This window comes from Burkholderia sp. Bp9031, from assembly GCF_003857965.1.
Classification (GTDB): domain Bacteria; phylum Pseudomonadota; class Gammaproteobacteria; order Burkholderiales; family Burkholderiaceae; genus Burkholderia; species Burkholderia ambifaria_A.
The window spans coordinates 1-14,618 of record NZ_QTPW01000061.1 but is presented as its reverse complement, the minus strand read 5'-3'; the positions used below and the strand labels follow the sequence as shown (position 1 = coordinate 14,618).

Annotated in this window: 18 protein-coding genes, 2 tRNA genes and 1 pseudogene; 12 read left to right on the top strand and 9 right to left on the bottom strand. The window is 56.7% G+C overall.

Features of this window, described 5'->3' with window-relative positions; genetic code table 11:
* Positions 1-185: 185 nt before the first annotated feature.
* Complete coding sequence (locus DIE15_RS36110) at positions 186-389, bottom strand: cold-shock protein (RefSeq protein WP_057926883.1); 204 nt, start codon at positions 387-389, stop codon at positions 186-188.
* 236 nt (positions 390-625) lie between these two features.
* On the bottom strand, positions 626-790 hold the full coding sequence (locus tag DIE15_RS36105; RefSeq protein ID WP_082664717.1) for a zinc ribbon domain-containing protein: 165 nt from the start codon (positions 788-790) through the stop codon (positions 626-628).
* Between DIE15_RS36105 and DIE15_RS37315 the strand changes: the two genes are divergently transcribed.
* Positions 719-865, top strand: a complete 147-nt coding sequence (locus DIE15_RS37315) for a hypothetical protein (protein ID WP_162492269.1) — start codon at positions 719-721, stop codon at positions 863-865. The two genes, DIE15_RS36105 and DIE15_RS37315, sit on opposite strands and share 72 nt — an antisense overlap.
* A 202-nt stretch (positions 866-1,067) precedes the next feature.
* Here the strand turns inward: DIE15_RS37315 and DIE15_RS36100 are convergent, their stop codons facing one another.
* Positions 1,068-2,453 (bottom strand): hypothetical protein, encoded by a 1,386-nt coding sequence (locus DIE15_RS36100; protein WP_124835830.1) that lies wholly within the window; start codon positions 2,451-2,453, stop codon positions 1,068-1,070.
* Between the two features lie 517 nt (positions 2,454-2,970).
* Complete coding sequence (locus DIE15_RS36095) at positions 2,971-3,168, bottom strand: hypothetical protein (protein WP_124835829.1); 198 nt, start codon at positions 3,166-3,168, stop codon at positions 2,971-2,973.
* A 326-nt stretch (positions 3,169-3,494) separates the two neighbouring features.
* Here DIE15_RS36095 and DIE15_RS36090 point away from each other — a divergent pair, with 326 nt between their 5' ends.
* On the top strand, positions 3,495-4,040 hold the full coding sequence (locus DIE15_RS36090) for a helicase-related protein (RefSeq protein ID WP_221624190.1): 546 nt from the start codon (positions 3,495-3,497) through the stop codon (positions 4,038-4,040).
* An 11-nt stretch (positions 4,041-4,051) separates the two neighbouring features.
* Here DIE15_RS36090 and DIE15_RS36085 read toward each other — a convergent pair whose 3' ends face one another.
* On the bottom strand, positions 4,052-4,342 hold the full coding sequence (locus DIE15_RS36085) for a hypothetical protein (RefSeq protein ID WP_124835828.1): 291 nt from the start codon (positions 4,340-4,342) through the stop codon (positions 4,052-4,054).
* A 174-nt stretch (positions 4,343-4,516) separates the two neighbouring features.
* Here DIE15_RS36085 and DIE15_RS37970 point away from each other — a divergent pair.
* Positions 4,517-4,813: pseudogene (locus DIE15_RS37970) on the top strand (H-NS family nucleoid-associated regulatory protein); the annotation flags it as partial.
* Positions 4,814-5,352: 539 nt separating this feature from the next.
* Positions 5,353-6,168, top strand: a complete 816-nt coding sequence (locus DIE15_RS38240) for an SET domain-containing protein-lysine N-methyltransferase (RefSeq protein WP_124835826.1) — start codon at positions 5,353-5,355, stop codon at positions 6,166-6,168.
* Positions 6,169-6,296: 128 nt separating this feature from the next.
* On the opposite strand, the gene DIE15_RS36070 is transcribed toward DIE15_RS38240, so the two are convergent.
* Positions 6,297-6,791, bottom strand: coding sequence for a hypothetical protein (locus DIE15_RS36070; protein WP_242431820.1), 495 nt, complete (start codon positions 6,789-6,791; stop codon positions 6,297-6,299).
* A gap of 63 nt (positions 6,792-6,854) precedes the next feature.
* A complete protein-coding gene (locus tag DIE15_RS36065) occupies positions 6,855-7,130 on the bottom strand; it encodes an HU family DNA-binding protein (protein WP_124835825.1) in 276 nt (91 codons plus the stop codon).
* Between the two features lie 377 nt (positions 7,131-7,507).
* Between DIE15_RS36065 and DIE15_RS36060 the strand changes: the two genes are divergently transcribed.
* The 3 genes from DIE15_RS36060 to DIE15_RS36050 all read left to right on the top strand — a co-directional run bounded on the left by DIE15_RS36060 (position 7,508) and on the right by DIE15_RS36050 (position 8,137).
* On the top strand, positions 7,508-7,831 hold the full coding sequence (locus tag DIE15_RS36060; protein WP_124614049.1) for an H-NS family nucleoid-associated regulatory protein: 324 nt from the start codon (positions 7,508-7,510) through the stop codon (positions 7,829-7,831).
* Positions 7,832-7,982: 151 nt separating this feature from the next.
* A tRNA-Gly gene (locus tag DIE15_RS36055) sits at positions 7,983-8,056 on the top strand.
* 4 nt (positions 8,057-8,060) lie between these two features.
* Positions 8,061-8,137: transfer RNA gene (locus DIE15_RS36050), tRNA-Ile, on the top strand.
* 124 nt (positions 8,138-8,261) lie between these two features.
* Here the strand turns inward: DIE15_RS36050 and DIE15_RS36045 are convergent.
* A protein-coding gene (locus DIE15_RS36045) for an IS3 family transposase (RefSeq protein ID WP_124551171.1) occupies positions 8,262-9,436 on the bottom strand; the annotation gives its coding sequence in 2 pieces (ribosomal slippage) (positions 8,262-9,175 and positions 9,175-9,436; 1,176 coding nt in all).
* Between the two features lie 2 nt (positions 9,437-9,438).
* Here DIE15_RS36045 and DIE15_RS36040 point away from each other — a divergent pair.
* Both DIE15_RS36040 and DIE15_RS36035 read left to right on the top strand, forming a co-directional pair.
* A complete protein-coding gene (locus DIE15_RS36040) occupies positions 9,439-9,894 on the top strand; it encodes a hypothetical protein (protein ID WP_260428450.1) in 456 nt (151 codons plus the stop codon).
* A gap of 409 nt (positions 9,895-10,303) precedes the next feature.
* Complete coding sequence (locus tag DIE15_RS36035; protein ID WP_124835824.1) at positions 10,304-10,633, top strand: hypothetical protein; 330 nt, start codon at positions 10,304-10,306, stop codon at positions 10,631-10,633.
* Between the two features lie 269 nt (positions 10,634-10,902).
* Here DIE15_RS36035 and DIE15_RS36030 read toward each other — a convergent pair whose 3' ends face one another.
* Positions 10,903-11,199, bottom strand: a complete 297-nt coding sequence (locus DIE15_RS36030) for a DUF2628 domain-containing protein (RefSeq protein ID WP_124835823.1) — start codon at positions 11,197-11,199, stop codon at positions 10,903-10,905.
* 611 nt (positions 11,200-11,810) lie between these two features.
* Between DIE15_RS36030 and DIE15_RS36025 the strand changes: the two genes are divergently transcribed.
* From DIE15_RS36025 to DIE15_RS36015, 3 genes are all read left to right on the top strand, one after another.
* On the top strand, positions 11,811-12,077 hold the full coding sequence (locus DIE15_RS36025) for a hypothetical protein (protein ID WP_124835822.1): 267 nt from the start codon (positions 11,811-11,813) through the stop codon (positions 12,075-12,077).
* Between the two features lie 638 nt (positions 12,078-12,715).
* A complete protein-coding gene (locus DIE15_RS36020) occupies positions 12,716-12,979 on the top strand; it encodes a hypothetical protein (protein ID WP_124835821.1) in 264 nt (87 codons plus the stop codon).
* Positions 12,980-13,339: 360 nt separating this feature from the next.
* Entirely contained in the window at positions 13,340-14,479 is a 1,140-nt protein-coding gene (locus DIE15_RS36015) for a hypothetical protein (protein WP_124835820.1), read from the top strand.
* The last annotated feature ends 139 nt before the right edge of the window (positions 14,480-14,618 follow it).

The window sequence follows — 14,618 nt, the reverse complement described above, 5'->3', positions numbered from 1 at the left end:
CGTCAGATTGAGAGCAAGGCGATGCGCAAGCTGATGCATCCCAGCCGTGCGGACAAGCTCAGGCCCTTTCTCGAGCGCTGAGGCAAGCCGGGCGCGGTATTCCTTCGACGCCCGGCTCCAGACTGGCAGCGATCACGCGTCGGCCTGATCGTTGCCTGGCCGGGCGTGTTCGCTGCGGGGAAAACTTACAGCGGCTTGATGCTGGCGGCCTGCTTCCCCTTGGGGCCCTGCTTGACCTCGAAGCTGACCTTCTGGCCCTCTTGAAGCGATTTGAAGCCACTTCCCTGAACCTCGGAGAAGTGCGCAAACAGGTCTTCGCCGCCATCATCCGGCGTGATGAATCCGAACCCCTTCGTATCGTTGAACCACTTGACGGTACCCGTTGCCATACTCTGAACGCTCCAAGGAAATCGGTTGTAAATGATGCGACTGGCCGGCGCCAGACAGCGGCTACCCCGTATCACAACGGGGCTGTCACTGACAATTCAGACTTTTTGTAAGCCACGCTGGCATCGCCGATGCACCCCCTCAAAATCTTCGTTGACCCAGACGCGCTGCCTCGTAAGCGATTTCGGCGTGAGCGCCTGGCGAACGGGAAAATAGCGTCTAGAGTCGACAGCCTGGATCAGCTCTTTCTTGACGTCTTCGCGACAAATGGCGTCGGTACGTGTTGAACCTGTTCGCTTCCGCAATGAGGGCAAGGCGGATGAGCCGATGAATGTTCAGCGAGATGCTCGACGCTCTCGAACGTTTTGCCGCACTTCTCGCAACGGTATTGGTAGGTCGGCATGGCATTCCTCCGGTATCGATGCTGCCCGAGGATATGAGTATGGTTCGTGGCGGCGCGAGCTTCATATTGCAGTGAACCCGTATTAATGCGATTGCGAGGGACTTGAGCTGCAACTGCGCTCGATCGCACGAACCTCCGTCACCTGTTCATGCCCCCGGGCACGCGGGCGATCGAGCGTTTTGGGGTGTTGAGGCGTTGCATGGTGCGCCGGGCCCAGCCCACCTCGATGCGCTTTATGCGTCATGGCACGAGGGGGGCGTGGCATGCTGCCGCCTACTTACAACAGAACCGCTTGCTGCAAAAGCTCCAGCGCTTTCAATTCGTCCAGTCGACCCGTGCGTGCTTTACCTGCTAGCGTCTTGATCAATGCTTCCGCAATCGGTGCAATACCATCAAGATTGTCCAGGCTGGCCACGGAAGAGAAGGGGGGCGGTACTGGGTTTCGCTGCGGTATTGCGGAGGCGGGGCGCGACTCAAGGGTTGCCGGTGCGGCAGCCGGCGCTTCGCCATTACTTACTTCAAGTGTGCGACCGGCAAGGTCGTCGGAGAACTCTCTTACATGATCTTGCGGGCTGACGACGGACGTCTCTTTCTCTCCTGCGACGTCTGCTGAAACAGGTGAGGGGCTTTCCGAATCGCCCAGGGCACCCACCCGCGCGCGCCCCTTGTGTGCTTTCTCATCGACGAGCTTCGCTGGCACGCCATCGCCTGTTGCGACCGCAATCGGCTCGTGTTGTTGAACGGATACGCGACCGCGCGATGCAGGCGTGAGCAACCGCGACACCGACGCTGGAATCTCGGCTTCGGAGCGCGGGGTGTCCAACCAGCCACTTGGCAATCCAAGTCGCTCCGTGAATCGGTTTGCTTCCACACTGTCCATGCGTTTCTTGCCATGTAGCCGATGGGCCATGTTGGAGCCACTCATCGCCATGACCACACCAAGTCGTACTTTCGATCCGTTGCGACTGGTGAGAACGTGCAAGTTAGCGCGTCGGATGTTTTCTACCTCGGCGCTGTCGCTCAATGCCAGCGATTGCTGTTCGGGCGTTTTAGGAGAACGCTTGTATTTCGATGGCGAAGCTTTTTGTGGCGCGTGGGGTTTAGGCTGTTCGACCATTTCGCTTTGACGGTGCTTGACGGTCCTGGACGCTCGTCCAGCTGCTTTCTTTGGCATTTTCTCTTCCTCGGACAAACTATCTTTAAGAACTGATTGTTGATCGACGCTTAGGGCCGAAGACGGCTTAAGTGCTTCAGACTCTGCGCCTTGTCCGTCGTCCGTTTGAATGAAGTCGAGCGGTGACTTCAGGCGAGCGATGGTCTCGGCCGCGAGCGCAGGATTGGGATGGTCAAAAAAACCATGCGGTAACCCAAGCGTGGTTTCCATGTGAAAGGCGGTCTCGGGTGTGAACCTCTCGCCCTTCATCAGTTCGCCGACTCGCGTCATGTTCGATTCAAGCGCTATCGCGATATTCTCTGCGCCTACCGTATCGACCAGAAACTGAAACGATCGTGTTTTGAAAATGGAGGCAGTCTGGGCGGCATCTCGAGGAGGCGTCTTCACATACGGTTGTCCCTGCCGATTGGACGGGGATTTTTTTACGTGGCGAGGTTGGCGTTGGCCGCTGTCCCGAGATCCCGCATATCGCCCGCGGGCTTGACTCATAAAGTAGGGCTCCATGCGATCATTTTGAGCATTCCATTATAGACGGGCCGATGTTGGCACTCGAAGCGTCAGTAGCTCCACGGTCGAAAATGTACGTCCCGGGTGCGATTCAACAGCGTCGTCCGGTCGCAGCACAGCATGGCGCCAGCGTTCGCATAATCCACCGCGATCCGGTAAAGCTGCGCCTGTGCGGTATCCCAAAGTCTCTAGCGCTGGCCGTGACAGGAAATCCATCCACGATCGATGCGTGCCGGTCCACGTTCGGCTCAACAGTGCGAGGTCGAGATGGTTTCCGATTCTTCATGGAATCGCGGCGTCGAGCGACAGCTTGTCGGAGCGCTCGCGCTCCAATGCGGCGAATCCCCACGTTTCATGCAGCCTGTCGTGATGCTTCCAGAGGTATGAACAAGTTGTGCGCTTGGATCGACAGTCCACCGGGATACGCGGCAATCTGCCCATTCGGACGGCGCGTCCAGGCGATGAGAATTCATGATTAGGCTGCCGTGGGACCGTAGGCTTAGTCCGTTACGACGATCTCCATCTCGTCGGCCGGGTCGATCTGAAATTCATTTACCCGGCACGCACGGACGTCGAATATCAGGCGATTCAGCGCTTCAAGCTTTGCGTCAGTATCGTCGACTGACATTCCTGCAGTCTGGCCGATCGCAGATTGGCGTGCATCGAGCAATAGCTTAAGCGCGTTCGCTCGCTTCATGAACATGCGATTTGTCACGCCTCACCTCAATTTTGCGCGGCGACGACACGGCGGCCGACTGGCCCCAGGAATGAAAAGCTCAGCGACCTCATAGGGCTGCACCGCATACAACCCTTGGCTTTCAAGGGAGCAATTTTTTCATTGTCGTCAATCAGCCCCCTTCGAGCGGGCTTTCGCACATTCACCATATGAATTGAGGTGCGATATGGCAAGCAGCGCAAAACGTCGAGCCAAGGAAAAAGCGGCGTGCGTGGTGGGGCGACTGCGCCAAAACCGACAAACCGCTTGGGCGGTTGATCGACACACCGACGCCATGTAGCCGCTGGATGTGCGGCAACGCCCGGCGCTACTTTGGCGAGCGCTCGATTAGCGAGCGCCGGTGGCTTCAAGCCGTAGGCGACGAGTTCGCATGGACGGTTGTTCATCGTTACCCAGTTCCGAGGAGGGGCGCGCTGCTACGCGGCTGGCTTGGCGAGCGTTACGGCCGCACACCGCAGTTCCTGCACGGCGGCGTGGTGCGGAAAGAGCGCGACGATATGGTTGTGTACCTCCGGCACGATCGCACCGAGCGGGTGTTCCTGCTTTCACTCAAGGACGGCGGCACCGGGCTGAACCTGGCGGCCGCCCCGAGCGTCATCCATTTCTACCTCAGGTGGAACCCGGCAGTCGAGGCCCAGGCGAACGATCGCGCCAACCGCATAGTGCAGCGCAGCCATGTGCAGGTGCATCGCCTGATTACGGAGGCGACGTTCGAGGAACGCATCAACGACATGATCAAAGGCAAGCGCGAACTGGCCGAATTGGCCGTTGGCACAGGCGAGCAATGGATTGGGAATCTCAGCGACCACGAGTTGCCCTCGCTTTTACACTGAATCGAGCGTGATCAGATCGGCCGTTGTGACGGCGACACGCGAAAGCCAGGACGGCAGTGCACGCGAGCAACGCTTCCTTGTCGAATTCGGCCGACAGCCTCTATCGACAAGGGACAGCCGCTGGAGAAGGCGATCAACCTGATGCGTTCGCTGAGTTGTAAATGGGTCGATGCGCTGAGATGAGCGGTTGCGCGCGGCAGCTCCAGGAGCTTGGCTGCTTGTTGCAACCGGACGTTAGCCGGGCCGATGGATTTTCTCCATCCATCCTCAAGTTGCGTATCGCCGACGGGTTCGTAACGCATGTTTTGAACTCCTTGATTTAGTTTGAGTCGGAGGGCTGTGCTGATAGGACTGTATCGATCAAGCGCTGGTTGAAAGTGGCTTGCAGGGTAATCTATCAATTCCGTCTATCTCGATGAGTGGCATAATTCGAGCGTTGCGATCTCTCGCAACCGACAACTATGGGAGAACAGAACATGGCCAATAGAGACTACAAGACGTTGAAGGCGCAACTCGACGCTTTGCAGGAAAAAACAGAAGCGGCACGCGTTGCAGAGCTGGAAGCATTGATTACTGACATTCGTGAAAAGGTGGCTGAATACGGAATCACGGCCGAGCAGATTTTCGGTCGTCAACGCGTAGGCAAGGGCAAGAAGGTCGGCGGTCACGTGGCGGCAAAGTACCAGAACCCGAAGACGGGTGAAACCTGGAGCGGTCGAGGCCGCGCGCCGGCGTGGATCAAGGACGTGAAGGACCGCACTCGCTTTCTCATTGGCGCAGCGGCCGAGACACAGAGTGCCGTCGGCAATGGCGTAGCTCGGGTCGCAGTCAAGAAAGCTGCGGCAAAGAAAGCAGCAGCAAAGACCCGAAAGGGCGACGCGAAATCCGTGAAATCGGCGGGCGAGACGGCGGCTCGCAAAAGAGGGCGCCCGTCGACTAGTGTAGTTGCGGCAAAAAAGACGAGAAGCCGGCGCGCGCCTGGCGTGAAAAAGGCTGAGGGTGCCGCTGTCAAGCCGGAAGTCGTCACCGAAGCCGCGAGCGAGTAAGACGGCGGTGGTCAGGCAGGCGGGTGGCAAGGAAAGGATTGTTCCCTGCCACTCGCTTTTATTGTTTGTTCCTGCTGACGTTGCATCGTTTTTCACCTGATCCGGGTAAATCCGGCCCAGGGCCTGGATGCCGCCACAGTTGTGTAGGTGAGTTTGGGATGGCGACATTGTTTCGGATGAACCTGGCCCGCTGGCGACACGATCTTCGGATGGTTTTGCCCCCCCTCAAAGGGTGAAGTCCGATCGGCACGATTCAACTTCCTGAGATGACCACGCATCCGGCATCCCATCGCGTCCCCCGCATCGTTGTGCGGCGCTCTCCGATCCATGGCCGCGGCGTATTTGCTCGTCGCGACCTGACCGCTGGTGAAATGCTCCTCGAGTACGTCGGTGAGCGTATCGATTGGGAGGTCGCCATCAACAGACCGCCGGCCGATCCCGCCAATCCGGATCATACCTTCTTCTTCGATCTCGGCGATGGGCGCGTCATTGATGGCGCAGCAGCGGGCAACTCGTCGCGTTGGATCAATCATTCGTGCGCGCCGAATTGCGAGGCAGAAGATCGAGACGGCCGGATTTTTATTCGAGCGCTGCGCGCGATCGATGCAGGTGACGAAATTAGCATTGACTATGCGCTCGCAGTTGACGGGCGCGTGACGCGCTCGATGCGCGACCGATACGCGTGCCGTTGTGGCGCGTCGACATGCCGCGGCACCATGCTGGCCGTTCGGAGGCGCCGTAAGCAGGCGCATGAGGGTGGCCTAGTCAACACGGCGCAAGGTGTGGGTGATCAACCATCTGCAGTGCCTCCAGACGCGGTCCGGTCAACGGTGCGCATTCTGGAGCGGCCCGGATCCGGCCGCCTCATTGTGTCGTGGCGGCAGGCCGGGCGGGGGTGTTATAGCGAGCAGCTTTGGACTGCTGCGCTGGCGACTGCTGGCGGAATCTGCGTGGTGTCGGGACAGGCTTACGAACGTGGTGATGCCGTATTTCAGCCAACAAGTTCATCTGTATCGCTCAATCAGGCTGAGCGAATCTGCGCGGACAGTGTTGCGCACATTCCCATCGACGAGGCCGCGTGACAATGTCGTTGCCGACGAGTTTACTAAGTCTAACTAAACTTAGGGTTACACGGCCGTGGTACCGTTGTTTTGCTCGCCCATTACATGTGCGCTTCGTGGGCGATCCTGCATGCGGTAACAGGGATGATCTAGATATGGCTTGGATGGGCGGCCACGGTGCCGCCCTGACGGGGATTGGGAATCGGAGACGAGGCCGTTCCGGCCAGGAATCGCTTCAGTTGCTGCTCGGCGTCGATCACCTTGTAACGTGGCGCGACATTCAGTTGCCAATCATGCAGCACGAGCAGCCGTTCAAATGCCGACACGGCGTCCGCTGCGAGGATCCACTCATTCGACTCATCGGCATGCATGTGCGTGGCCTCGACCGCATGCTCGACTGCCTTGTGGCGTTCAACGGGTTCGTCCCCGTAGCCAGCCTGTTGCAGGAACCACACGATATACGTGGTGCGTATCAGCTCGTTGAAAAGATACGCGTTCCCTTGGCCGTTCCGACAGGCCGCCAGCGCAAGATGATGTGACAAGGACTGTGTTTGCACCGACGTATTGTCGAGCGGCAACAACATGGTCTTTGTCAAGGTGCGTCGCGGCGCGGCGGGCCGTCCGCGGCTTGTCTTGGAACTCATCTTGCGTCACATCGACCTGCTGGAGAAATTTCCCGCTGGGTGAGGCTGTTGTCTCAATACCGATCAGGTATTCACGGCATCCTTGAATGCTTTGCCGGCGGTAAACTTGACCGTTTTTGCGGCAGCGATCGTGATGGCTTCCCCGGTAGCGGGATTGCGGCCGGTCCGCTCGGCGCGGGCACCCGTGGAGAAGGAGCCAAAACCGATCAATTGCACCGTATCACCGCGGGTGACTGCGTGCGTCACGGCCTCGAGAATGGCATCAAGGGCGGCCCCAGTGCTGGCTTTGGTGTCGCCGGTGGCAGCCGAAACAGCGTCGATGAGTTCTTGCTTGTTCATTCGTGGATTCCTCAGTCATGTGCACTAAAAGCGGGTTTGGCCATTACCCTATAACATCTACCGCAGGCAACGCAACTTCTGGATCTTTGTTGCAATTGTAATTTGCTCAAACGAGGTCAACCGGGGGAGAATTGCCCGAGTTGTACGCGCAGACATTACACGCATCGCTCGCCATGTACGAAGTGTCGCTATGCTGCGATCTGAATGGACGACGAGGAAGGGCCGGGACTGCTGACGAATGTAATGCGAGCAGTATGTTGGCGGCAAGTTGCCCCGAAAAGATGCCATCATGATTGCAGTGGCCAAACAGGCTTCGAAATCGCACCGCGACCGGCATGCTTTGCGAGCGCACGGTATCAATCAGCAGATTATTTACGATGACCAGTAAAATTCAGGCCCTGCACCAGCAGCTTGGCCACCTCAATTTGCTTCTTGATGAGGCACGGAAGAAGGAAAAGGCGGCGGTCCTCTCCGCGATTCGGGAGCAGGTGAAGGAGTACGGCATCACGGAGGTGGAATTGCTCCGTGCGGCCGGCTTTGTGAAAGACAAGCCCAAGCAGTTGCCAGCCAAATACTACGATCCTTCCTCTGGCAAATCGTGGACGGGACGCGGCGCGTGTCCGAAGTGGCTGGCTGGCAAAAACCTGGATGACTATCTGATCCGCCCGGCCGCAAAGCCTTGGTGGCCAGGGGAAAACTGATAGGCAAGACCAGTCCTTGCGCTCGCAAAGTGATCAATTGCGCGTATTCGGCAAAGCTGCTGTCGCAGCGACTGGTCGCTATGCCCCAAGGCCAATCGACGTAAACCAGTATCCTGTTGGCGCCCTAAATCGTGCGAGAATGCGTGCCGCCGCGGGTGTAGCTCAATGGTAGAGCAGAAGCCTTCCAAGCTTACGACGAGGGTTCGATTCCCTTCACCCGCTCCACCATGGGCCCGTAGCTCAGTTGGTTAGAGCAGTCGACTCATAATCGATTGGTCGCCGGTTCAAGTCCGGCCAGGCCCACCACACGAACCCGGACGGTGAACGCGGTACACACTGCTGACCTAAAGTGCGACTTTAGAGGGCGGCGGGATGTAGGCGCAAGCAACCGTTGATATGAGGTCGGACGGAATTCGTGGAGGCCAACGGGTTAAGCAGCGATCTGATTCAGATAGAAACGCTGCGTGAACGCGACAGGCGATTGGTAGTTCAGACGCGCCTGCGTGCGCTGCCGGTTGTAGAAGATTTCGATGTATTCGCTGATCGCCCGGCGTGCCTGCTCGCGCGTGGCGAAGCGTTGATGATAGACCAGTTCATTCTTCAGCGTTCCCCAGAAGGATTCGATCGGGGCGTTGTCGTAACAGTTGCCACGGCGGCTCATCGACGCTCGCATGTCAAATTGGCTGATGAGTGCTTGATAGGCCAGCGCACAATATTGCGACCCGCGATCGCTATGGTGAATCAGGCCCGCCGGAGGCCGTCGGGTCACGGCAGCGCGAAACAGCGCCTGCATCACCAGATTTTTCGTCATCCGTTCGCTCATCGCATAGCCAACGATTTCGCCACTGTACAGATCCTTCAGGCCAGCGAGGTACAGCCAGCCCTCGTCGGTCGCGATATAGGTGATGTCACCGCACCAGGCTTGATTGGGTGCCGTCACCGAGAAATCCTGGTTCAGCAGATTCGGCGCGACAGGCAGGTCGTGCTTCGAATTCGTCGTCGCCTTGAACCGACGTTTCTGCTTGCAGCGCAGTCCCAGTTTTCTGCGCAGCCGTCTGATCCGGTGCACGCCGATTCGCACGCCACGTTCCTCGAGATGTTGCTGCAGGCGCTCGGGTCCGAAACTTTCCCGGGTTCGCTGATGGGCCGCGAGCACCTCCGCTTCCAGGCGAGGTTCCTGCCGAGTTCTTGCGGACGGCTTGCGCTTGCGCCACGCATAGTAGCCACTTACCGATACGCTCAGCACGCGGCACATCGGCGGCACAGGGTAGTCCTGTCGCATTTGTTCAATCATGCCGTACTTCACCGCGACTCCTTCGCGAAGTACGTCGCGAACTTTTTTAGGAGATCGCGCTCCATTTTGACCTCGGCCAGCTCCCGTTTGACCTGCGCCAGCTCGGCCTCCATCTCCGGCAGTGGCTTCTGGTGCCGACCGACATCTTGCAGCTTGCCGGCCCTCGCCGCACGCACCCAGTTTGCCAGCGTCTTCATCGGGATCGATAACCGCCGCGAAGCTTCCGATACCCCGACACCTTCCGTCAACGCAAGCTTGACCGCTTCGTCGCGAAGCTCCTTCGTATAGACCGCCCTTGGAATTCGATTCATTCATGCCTCCGTTTCTCGATTTTACGAAACGTTGGCTTCCATTTTTTCCGACCGGCCTCAACGTAATTGAAGTCCCACAGCGCGTGCCTCATGGAACTACCTATATGTCGGATACTTTCGAGCTGATTGCCATCTCCTTGCCGCCCGACATCGCGCCAGAGGCGTTGCCGGCTGCGGTGAAGTCGATGGTTGCCGACTGCTGGCCCGGAATGAGTCGGGGACAACTCATTGCTCGCGCGCGTCGCCATGCCCTGCGACTTTCGTTGCGTGCGCGCGAAGCCTGCGCCCCGGGTGAGATTGGGAGGTTCTGTCTGTGCCTGACAGCAGACGGCGAATCCGTGCGTCTCATCGCGCATCTGCGACGTGTTCCCCGTCGTCGCAAGCCGATGCGGTCCGGAAAACCCGTGAGAAGCTCCAGCACACCACCACGGGATCCGCGTCAGACCTCGCTGTTTTGATAACGATGCAGTGGTGAGTGACGAGGCGGGAATACATCCGCCGAATCCATTGCGGCGCCCCGCAATCAAAGCTCACCGTCTCAGCGAAAGTGACCGCTGCATCATTGGGGTGAAGTTGGCAGGTACGACTGTAGGTTGCGTGCTCATGTGACCGGGAAAAGTTGCTTTGCCTGCCAGAGTTTACCGGTGGCCTGCGCGTGACCGCTCGAAGTTCGCTGTTCGGCCAGTTGCCGGCGATCACGGCCGGCGGCTGTCGCCAATACCGGCCACGCGGCAGGCCGAACTGAATGTCGCCTCCGGGTCGGTCTCCTCCAATCACCACTGGCAGTTGCCGGCCACTTTGAGACGTTCGACGTTATGCGCCGGATCAGTGACAATCTCTGCTCAAAGTGTCGAGAAAAGGCGCAGCATGGAACACAAACAACACAAGTTGAAAACCGAAATGGCGACGAAGCTAAGAGACGCACTGGAGCAAGTTTCCGATGAGCGCTCCTTCGTGGAATTTCTGGCGCATCTCGCGACTGACTGGTTCACTGAAGCAGAAATCGAAGCAACCACGCCTTCATCACCCTATTCCAGTGGTGCATTGGGCTGGGAAAATGGTTCCATCGGCTCCTTCCTGGAGGCCTCGTGCGCATGGGCAAATGCGTCCACGAAGGGATTGAAATATTACACCCCGTCGGAAAATCCTTGGCGCCGCGCCGCTGACATTTTGATGGCAGGCAAGATCTATGAGTAAGCTACTCGTCCGATTTGTAGTGGTGCGGCTTCGCGTGGTCAGGCGGTGTCAATTGCTTGAGTGAATGCCCCCTGTCCAGAACGATGCATGACCGTTGTGGGTCGGTTATGCCTGTTGCATGAGGGCGTGGGCCGTGCGCGAGTGGCGTGCCTGGTCGTGGGGCGCAGTGCGGCCAGGAGCGGACAGTCGAGCAAAGGATCAAGATCGTCGACAATTCGGTCTGGGCGGGTCAACCGGATCAGTCTGCGTTGATAGCGCCATCCAGGCTTTTACAATACCGTGTAGCCCCTACGCTCCAGAGCCCGGCGGTGCCACTCGTTGGCGAACATACCGCAGTAAATGGCAAACAGGATGCATAGGACCAGACTGATCCGGTCGGCCGTCGCGCCCGCCAGACCGATGACTGCAAGGGCGAAATCCACCGCCAGCATCGCTAGTGCAATGACCCATAATTTCTTCGTTAGCGCCCAGATGAAGCCAAGCAGGCAAGCAGCCAAGTTAAACCCCGTATTCACGGCCACCGTTTCGTCTCGGGTAGGGTGCTGCAAATAAATCCGTTTGGACATGTCGGGTTCTGCTCCTGCTTGAAAAAGATGAGGGTTCGATTGGATCGAGTGTATCGGGCCAACGACGGACGATCGTGCAAAGCCGTTCAACACGATAACGAACGTTGAGCAGACATCTTTAGAAACCCTTGCTCACCAAATCGAAACGCCATTCGAGTTTTAACGCCACAAAACCCTTCCATCTGACCGTCGAGCTGCACTCGCATAGCGGCGGCAAGACGGAGTTGCATTGGAGAGGAGTCGAGCGAAGCACAGACTAGCCGATTAATCGATTATGCGGTAGTCGGAGAAGGCGCGAGATCGAACATCCGATCTTATCTGCAGCGATGGACCGAATCGGGTGGACATGGGGCCATCGGCTCAATCATCCTAGCCATCAGTGGCGAGGCTTAGGGTATCCGTATTCTGCAGTTGATTTGTTATGGTGCGGTGCAATGAAAGCTGCGGGATGTAAGTGGCTACTGGGGTGTCGCTGAACGGCCAGTTTGAGACGTCCGATGACGCGATCCGAAAGACATTTGAGAGGCTCCATCACCTCGAAATCGGTCAGTGACAGCTCGAAGGCACGGTTGCGGCGAAGATATGCTCACAGTCGACTCGGACATGAAGAGGTGTTCGTTACCATTCGCGCCCCTTACGGAGCCACCACAACAAATATTCGAATTATTGCCACCGTGCCGATGATGATTGACACCATTCCCACCAAGGGGACGAATATTGTTTTTCTTCTTTCCCCGTGCGAATCAAACATAACGAAATTATATAATGATGGGTATGATTTTAATCTAAAAGGGATGACAAACATCGCAACAAGCGTCAAGACGAAGCATACGTCTCGCCAGTGGGCCATTTGGTTTGATATTGCCGCTCGGCCGTGACCGTAGAATGCGATGACGTAGTAAAAAAACAAAACCGCTGAGACTAATGCAGCATCCATCATGTATAAGGCAAGTTTTTTCATGATGTCGCCCCGCTGAGCTTCGAATTTTTTGCATTAACAGACATTAAATGCGATGGCGACTGAGCTTTCAAGCAATCGTTAACCCCCTTCCATTTCACACATGACGATCCGAAAGAGTTGTAAACCTTCGCGCTTCGGCGCTCATCTCACTTTTGGTGTGATCAATTGGGGGTGCATCAGGACACTTGGACGAAGGAAGGGCATAACGTCTCGATCGGGGGAGGCAGGACCGTTGCTGGACGTCATTGCCACCGTTGGAAAAGTGCAACCTTTCACGGCGCCGACCTTGAACGGTCATCCGCCCGCAAGGCCGAACGGGGGGCCGCTGCCGGCCGAGGCCGTGTCAAAACGTGTGACGTCGACGTCGGGCGCGAAAGTCGACCCACCAGAATGCTCTGTATCGGCTTCGCGGCACTTGGGGAAGGGTAAAGCGACACCCGAAAACCGGGTAATTTCGAGTTTTGACACGGCCTCGGCCAACAGCGGTCGTTAGACATCGCCGCACAGATCGACGAAAATCGACGCATCGGCGAAGGACGCACGAGGGAGGCGACGGTGTCTGAGAAAGAACAACAAACGCTTACGTCGATAGAGAAGTTCTGTATTGGCGTACTGGCTGTCGCAACTGGGATCACAGTTGCGGCGATCATCTGCAATACCACTCTCAATCTGATTCTTTATCACCGCTTCACGGCCCCCTCAACAGAAGACACCGACCTTGCCGGAGGTTTTGCATTGTTGACACTCGCCCCCGTTTTTCTGCTGGTCATAATCGCTTCGATAACAGGTGTTTTCTATTTGTTTCGAAAGATGAAATAAGGGAATCCGCGACGCATCGTCCTTCGCTGACCAACATGGGGCGTTCGACACTCATATCGAGTCGCGAAGTTTCCTGATTCAACGACAGCTTTTGGGAATTCTGAAGGACCGCTCAGGGTCGATCTGCGCCGGTCGCGTGCGCCGGGCGGCGGCCGGCCGCGTTCGGCCATCTTGGGACAGTCGACGACGCGCCGTAGATTGACAATAAGGCCCCGACTCAACTCCGAAGTTGGGGTATCCCGCACAGTAATCTTTCAATGGTTGCTGTATCTTCGTTCCTCGGCGGCCGATGCTAAGCGTGATGCAGAGGCACAGCGGAAGAGATTGCGTAAACCCCCAATGTTCCTGGGAGGATAAAAAATGTCGTTTAGGTCGAAAGGATGCGGGTTTTCCCTTGGATTGATTTTTCTCGTAATGACAGCTTGTACGAGAAATGAAAACAACATCGTTGACTATAGACCTTCGACATTTTCTGAGCTAGCCGATACGCCATTCTTCTTTTCCATCGGCAACAAGCTGAAATATGGAAGGGCCATTGTGGATTCTGCGCCAACGGTATTCGAGGGCGATTTTTCAGACGACCTCCGCAACGCCGTGTACCCATCGCCAGATCAGAAAAGGGCTATCGTAGTTATTGGAAAAAAACTGTACGTGGTCGAGCCCGGGAAAAAACCTTACCTTATCCTGGGCGAAGCCGATAACGAGGTCGGAAGCTTGCACGGCACCGGAGCCCAATTCTATCGACACTTTAGACTTCAATGGGATCCGTCATCGAGGTACATATTGATTCCGCGAGATCAAAAGCAACCTCAAATATCGCAACAACTGTATTCCCCCGATAAAGCATTGCTACGTATTGATACCGACAATCCTTCCACCTTTCATGAACTGGTCCCCGCGGGTCAGTTTCGCAGCGCATCGTTTTTTTTGATCAATAGCAAGGCCGTTTGCTTTGATTTTGAAGTAAACGCAAACAAGATAATATGGAAATGCCAGTCGAGTGGAGTCACAAAAGAAGTTAGCTCGATTTCTAACGAAGAAATCGCATTCAACGATGGCACAAAGATGTCAGGAAAACCGTTTGCGTCATACAACGGGAATATTTACGAAACTGAAATATGGTTGACGCACTATGGCTTCTTCATGCGCAGGTTAGAAGACGAGACCGTCGGCATTTTTCGTAAAGGCTATCTCAACAGGCCATACATGCGGTTAAAACCCTATAAAAATATAAAGGGGCAGGAATTAGACGGACTCTGGCAGAGAGAAGGTGAAGTGCTTCCGGGTGGCAGGTATGCGTTCTTAAAAATTAATGAAAGGGCTTTATTGCTCGACAGTCGCGATGGCACCTACAAGGAACTCTCCGCCGATACGCGTTGCTACATCAACTTCAACTCCGCCGCGCATCAAGGCAGTCTTGGCGTTGCAACTCATGGATCCGGCGGGTTCAGCGTGGAATTCACACCCGCTTATCCGTTGAGAACGAACTACAGTGAGTAGTGTCGGCGAATGTCCGCTGCAAAGAAAACTGGCTGACCGTTTTGGGTCGCTTCATTCCTTTGGCATGAGGCGCGCACCCGAGGCGGTCGTCGAACTCAGCCGTGGGGCGCTGGTCGGAGAACGGTCGTTGGGTTGCTTC

Bases quoted from the DNA above. Each gene is read 5' to 3' on its own strand.
- DIE15_RS36110 (WP_057926883.1), bottom strand. From the start codon at position 389: ATGGCAACGGGTACCGTCAAGTGGTTCAACGATACGAAGGGGTTCGGA.
- DIE15_RS37315 (WP_162492269.1), top strand. From the start codon at position 719: ATGTTCAGCGAGATGCTCGACGCTCTCGAACGTTTTGCCGCACTTCTC.
- DIE15_RS36105 (WP_082664717.1), bottom strand. From the start codon at position 790: ATGCCGACCTACCAATACCGTTGCGAGAAGTGCGGCAAAACGTTCGAG.
- DIE15_RS36100 (WP_124835830.1), bottom strand. From the start codon at position 2,453: ATGAGTCAAGCCCGCGGGCGATATGCGGGATCTCGGGACAGCGGCCAA.
- DIE15_RS36095 (WP_124835829.1), bottom strand. From the start codon at position 3,168: ATGAAGCGAGCGAACGCGCTTAAGCTATTGCTCGATGCACGCCAATCT.
- DIE15_RS36090 (WP_221624190.1), top strand. From the start codon at position 3,495: ATGTGCGGCAACGCCCGGCGCTACTTTGGCGAGCGCTCGATTAGCGAG.
- DIE15_RS36085 (WP_124835828.1), bottom strand. From the start codon at position 4,342: ATGCGTTACGAACCCGTCGGCGATACGCAACTTGAGGATGGATGGAGA.
- DIE15_RS38240 (WP_124835826.1), top strand. From the start codon at position 5,353: ATGACCACGCATCCGGCATCCCATCGCGTCCCCCGCATCGTTGTGCGG.
- DIE15_RS36070 (WP_242431820.1), bottom strand. From the start codon at position 6,791: ATGAGTTCCAAGACAAGCCGCGGACGGCCCGCCGCGCCGCGACGCACC.
- DIE15_RS36065 (WP_124835825.1), bottom strand. From the start codon at position 7,130: ATGAACAAGCAAGAACTCATCGACGCTGTTTCGGCTGCCACCGGCGAC.
- DIE15_RS36060 (WP_124614049.1), top strand. From the start codon at position 7,508: ATGACCAGTAAAATTCAGGCCCTGCACCAGCAGCTTGGCCACCTCAAT.
- DIE15_RS36040 (WP_260428450.1), top strand. From the start codon at position 9,439: ATGCCTCCGTTTCTCGATTTTACGAAACGTTGGCTTCCATTTTTTCCG.
- DIE15_RS36035 (WP_124835824.1), top strand. From the start codon at position 10,304: ATGGAACACAAACAACACAAGTTGAAAACCGAAATGGCGACGAAGCTA.
- DIE15_RS36030 (WP_124835823.1), bottom strand. From the start codon at position 11,199: ATGTCCAAACGGATTTATTTGCAGCACCCTACCCGAGACGAAACGGTG.
- DIE15_RS36015 (WP_124835820.1), top strand. From the start codon at position 13,340: ATGTCGTTTAGGTCGAAAGGATGCGGGTTTTCCCTTGGATTGATTTTT.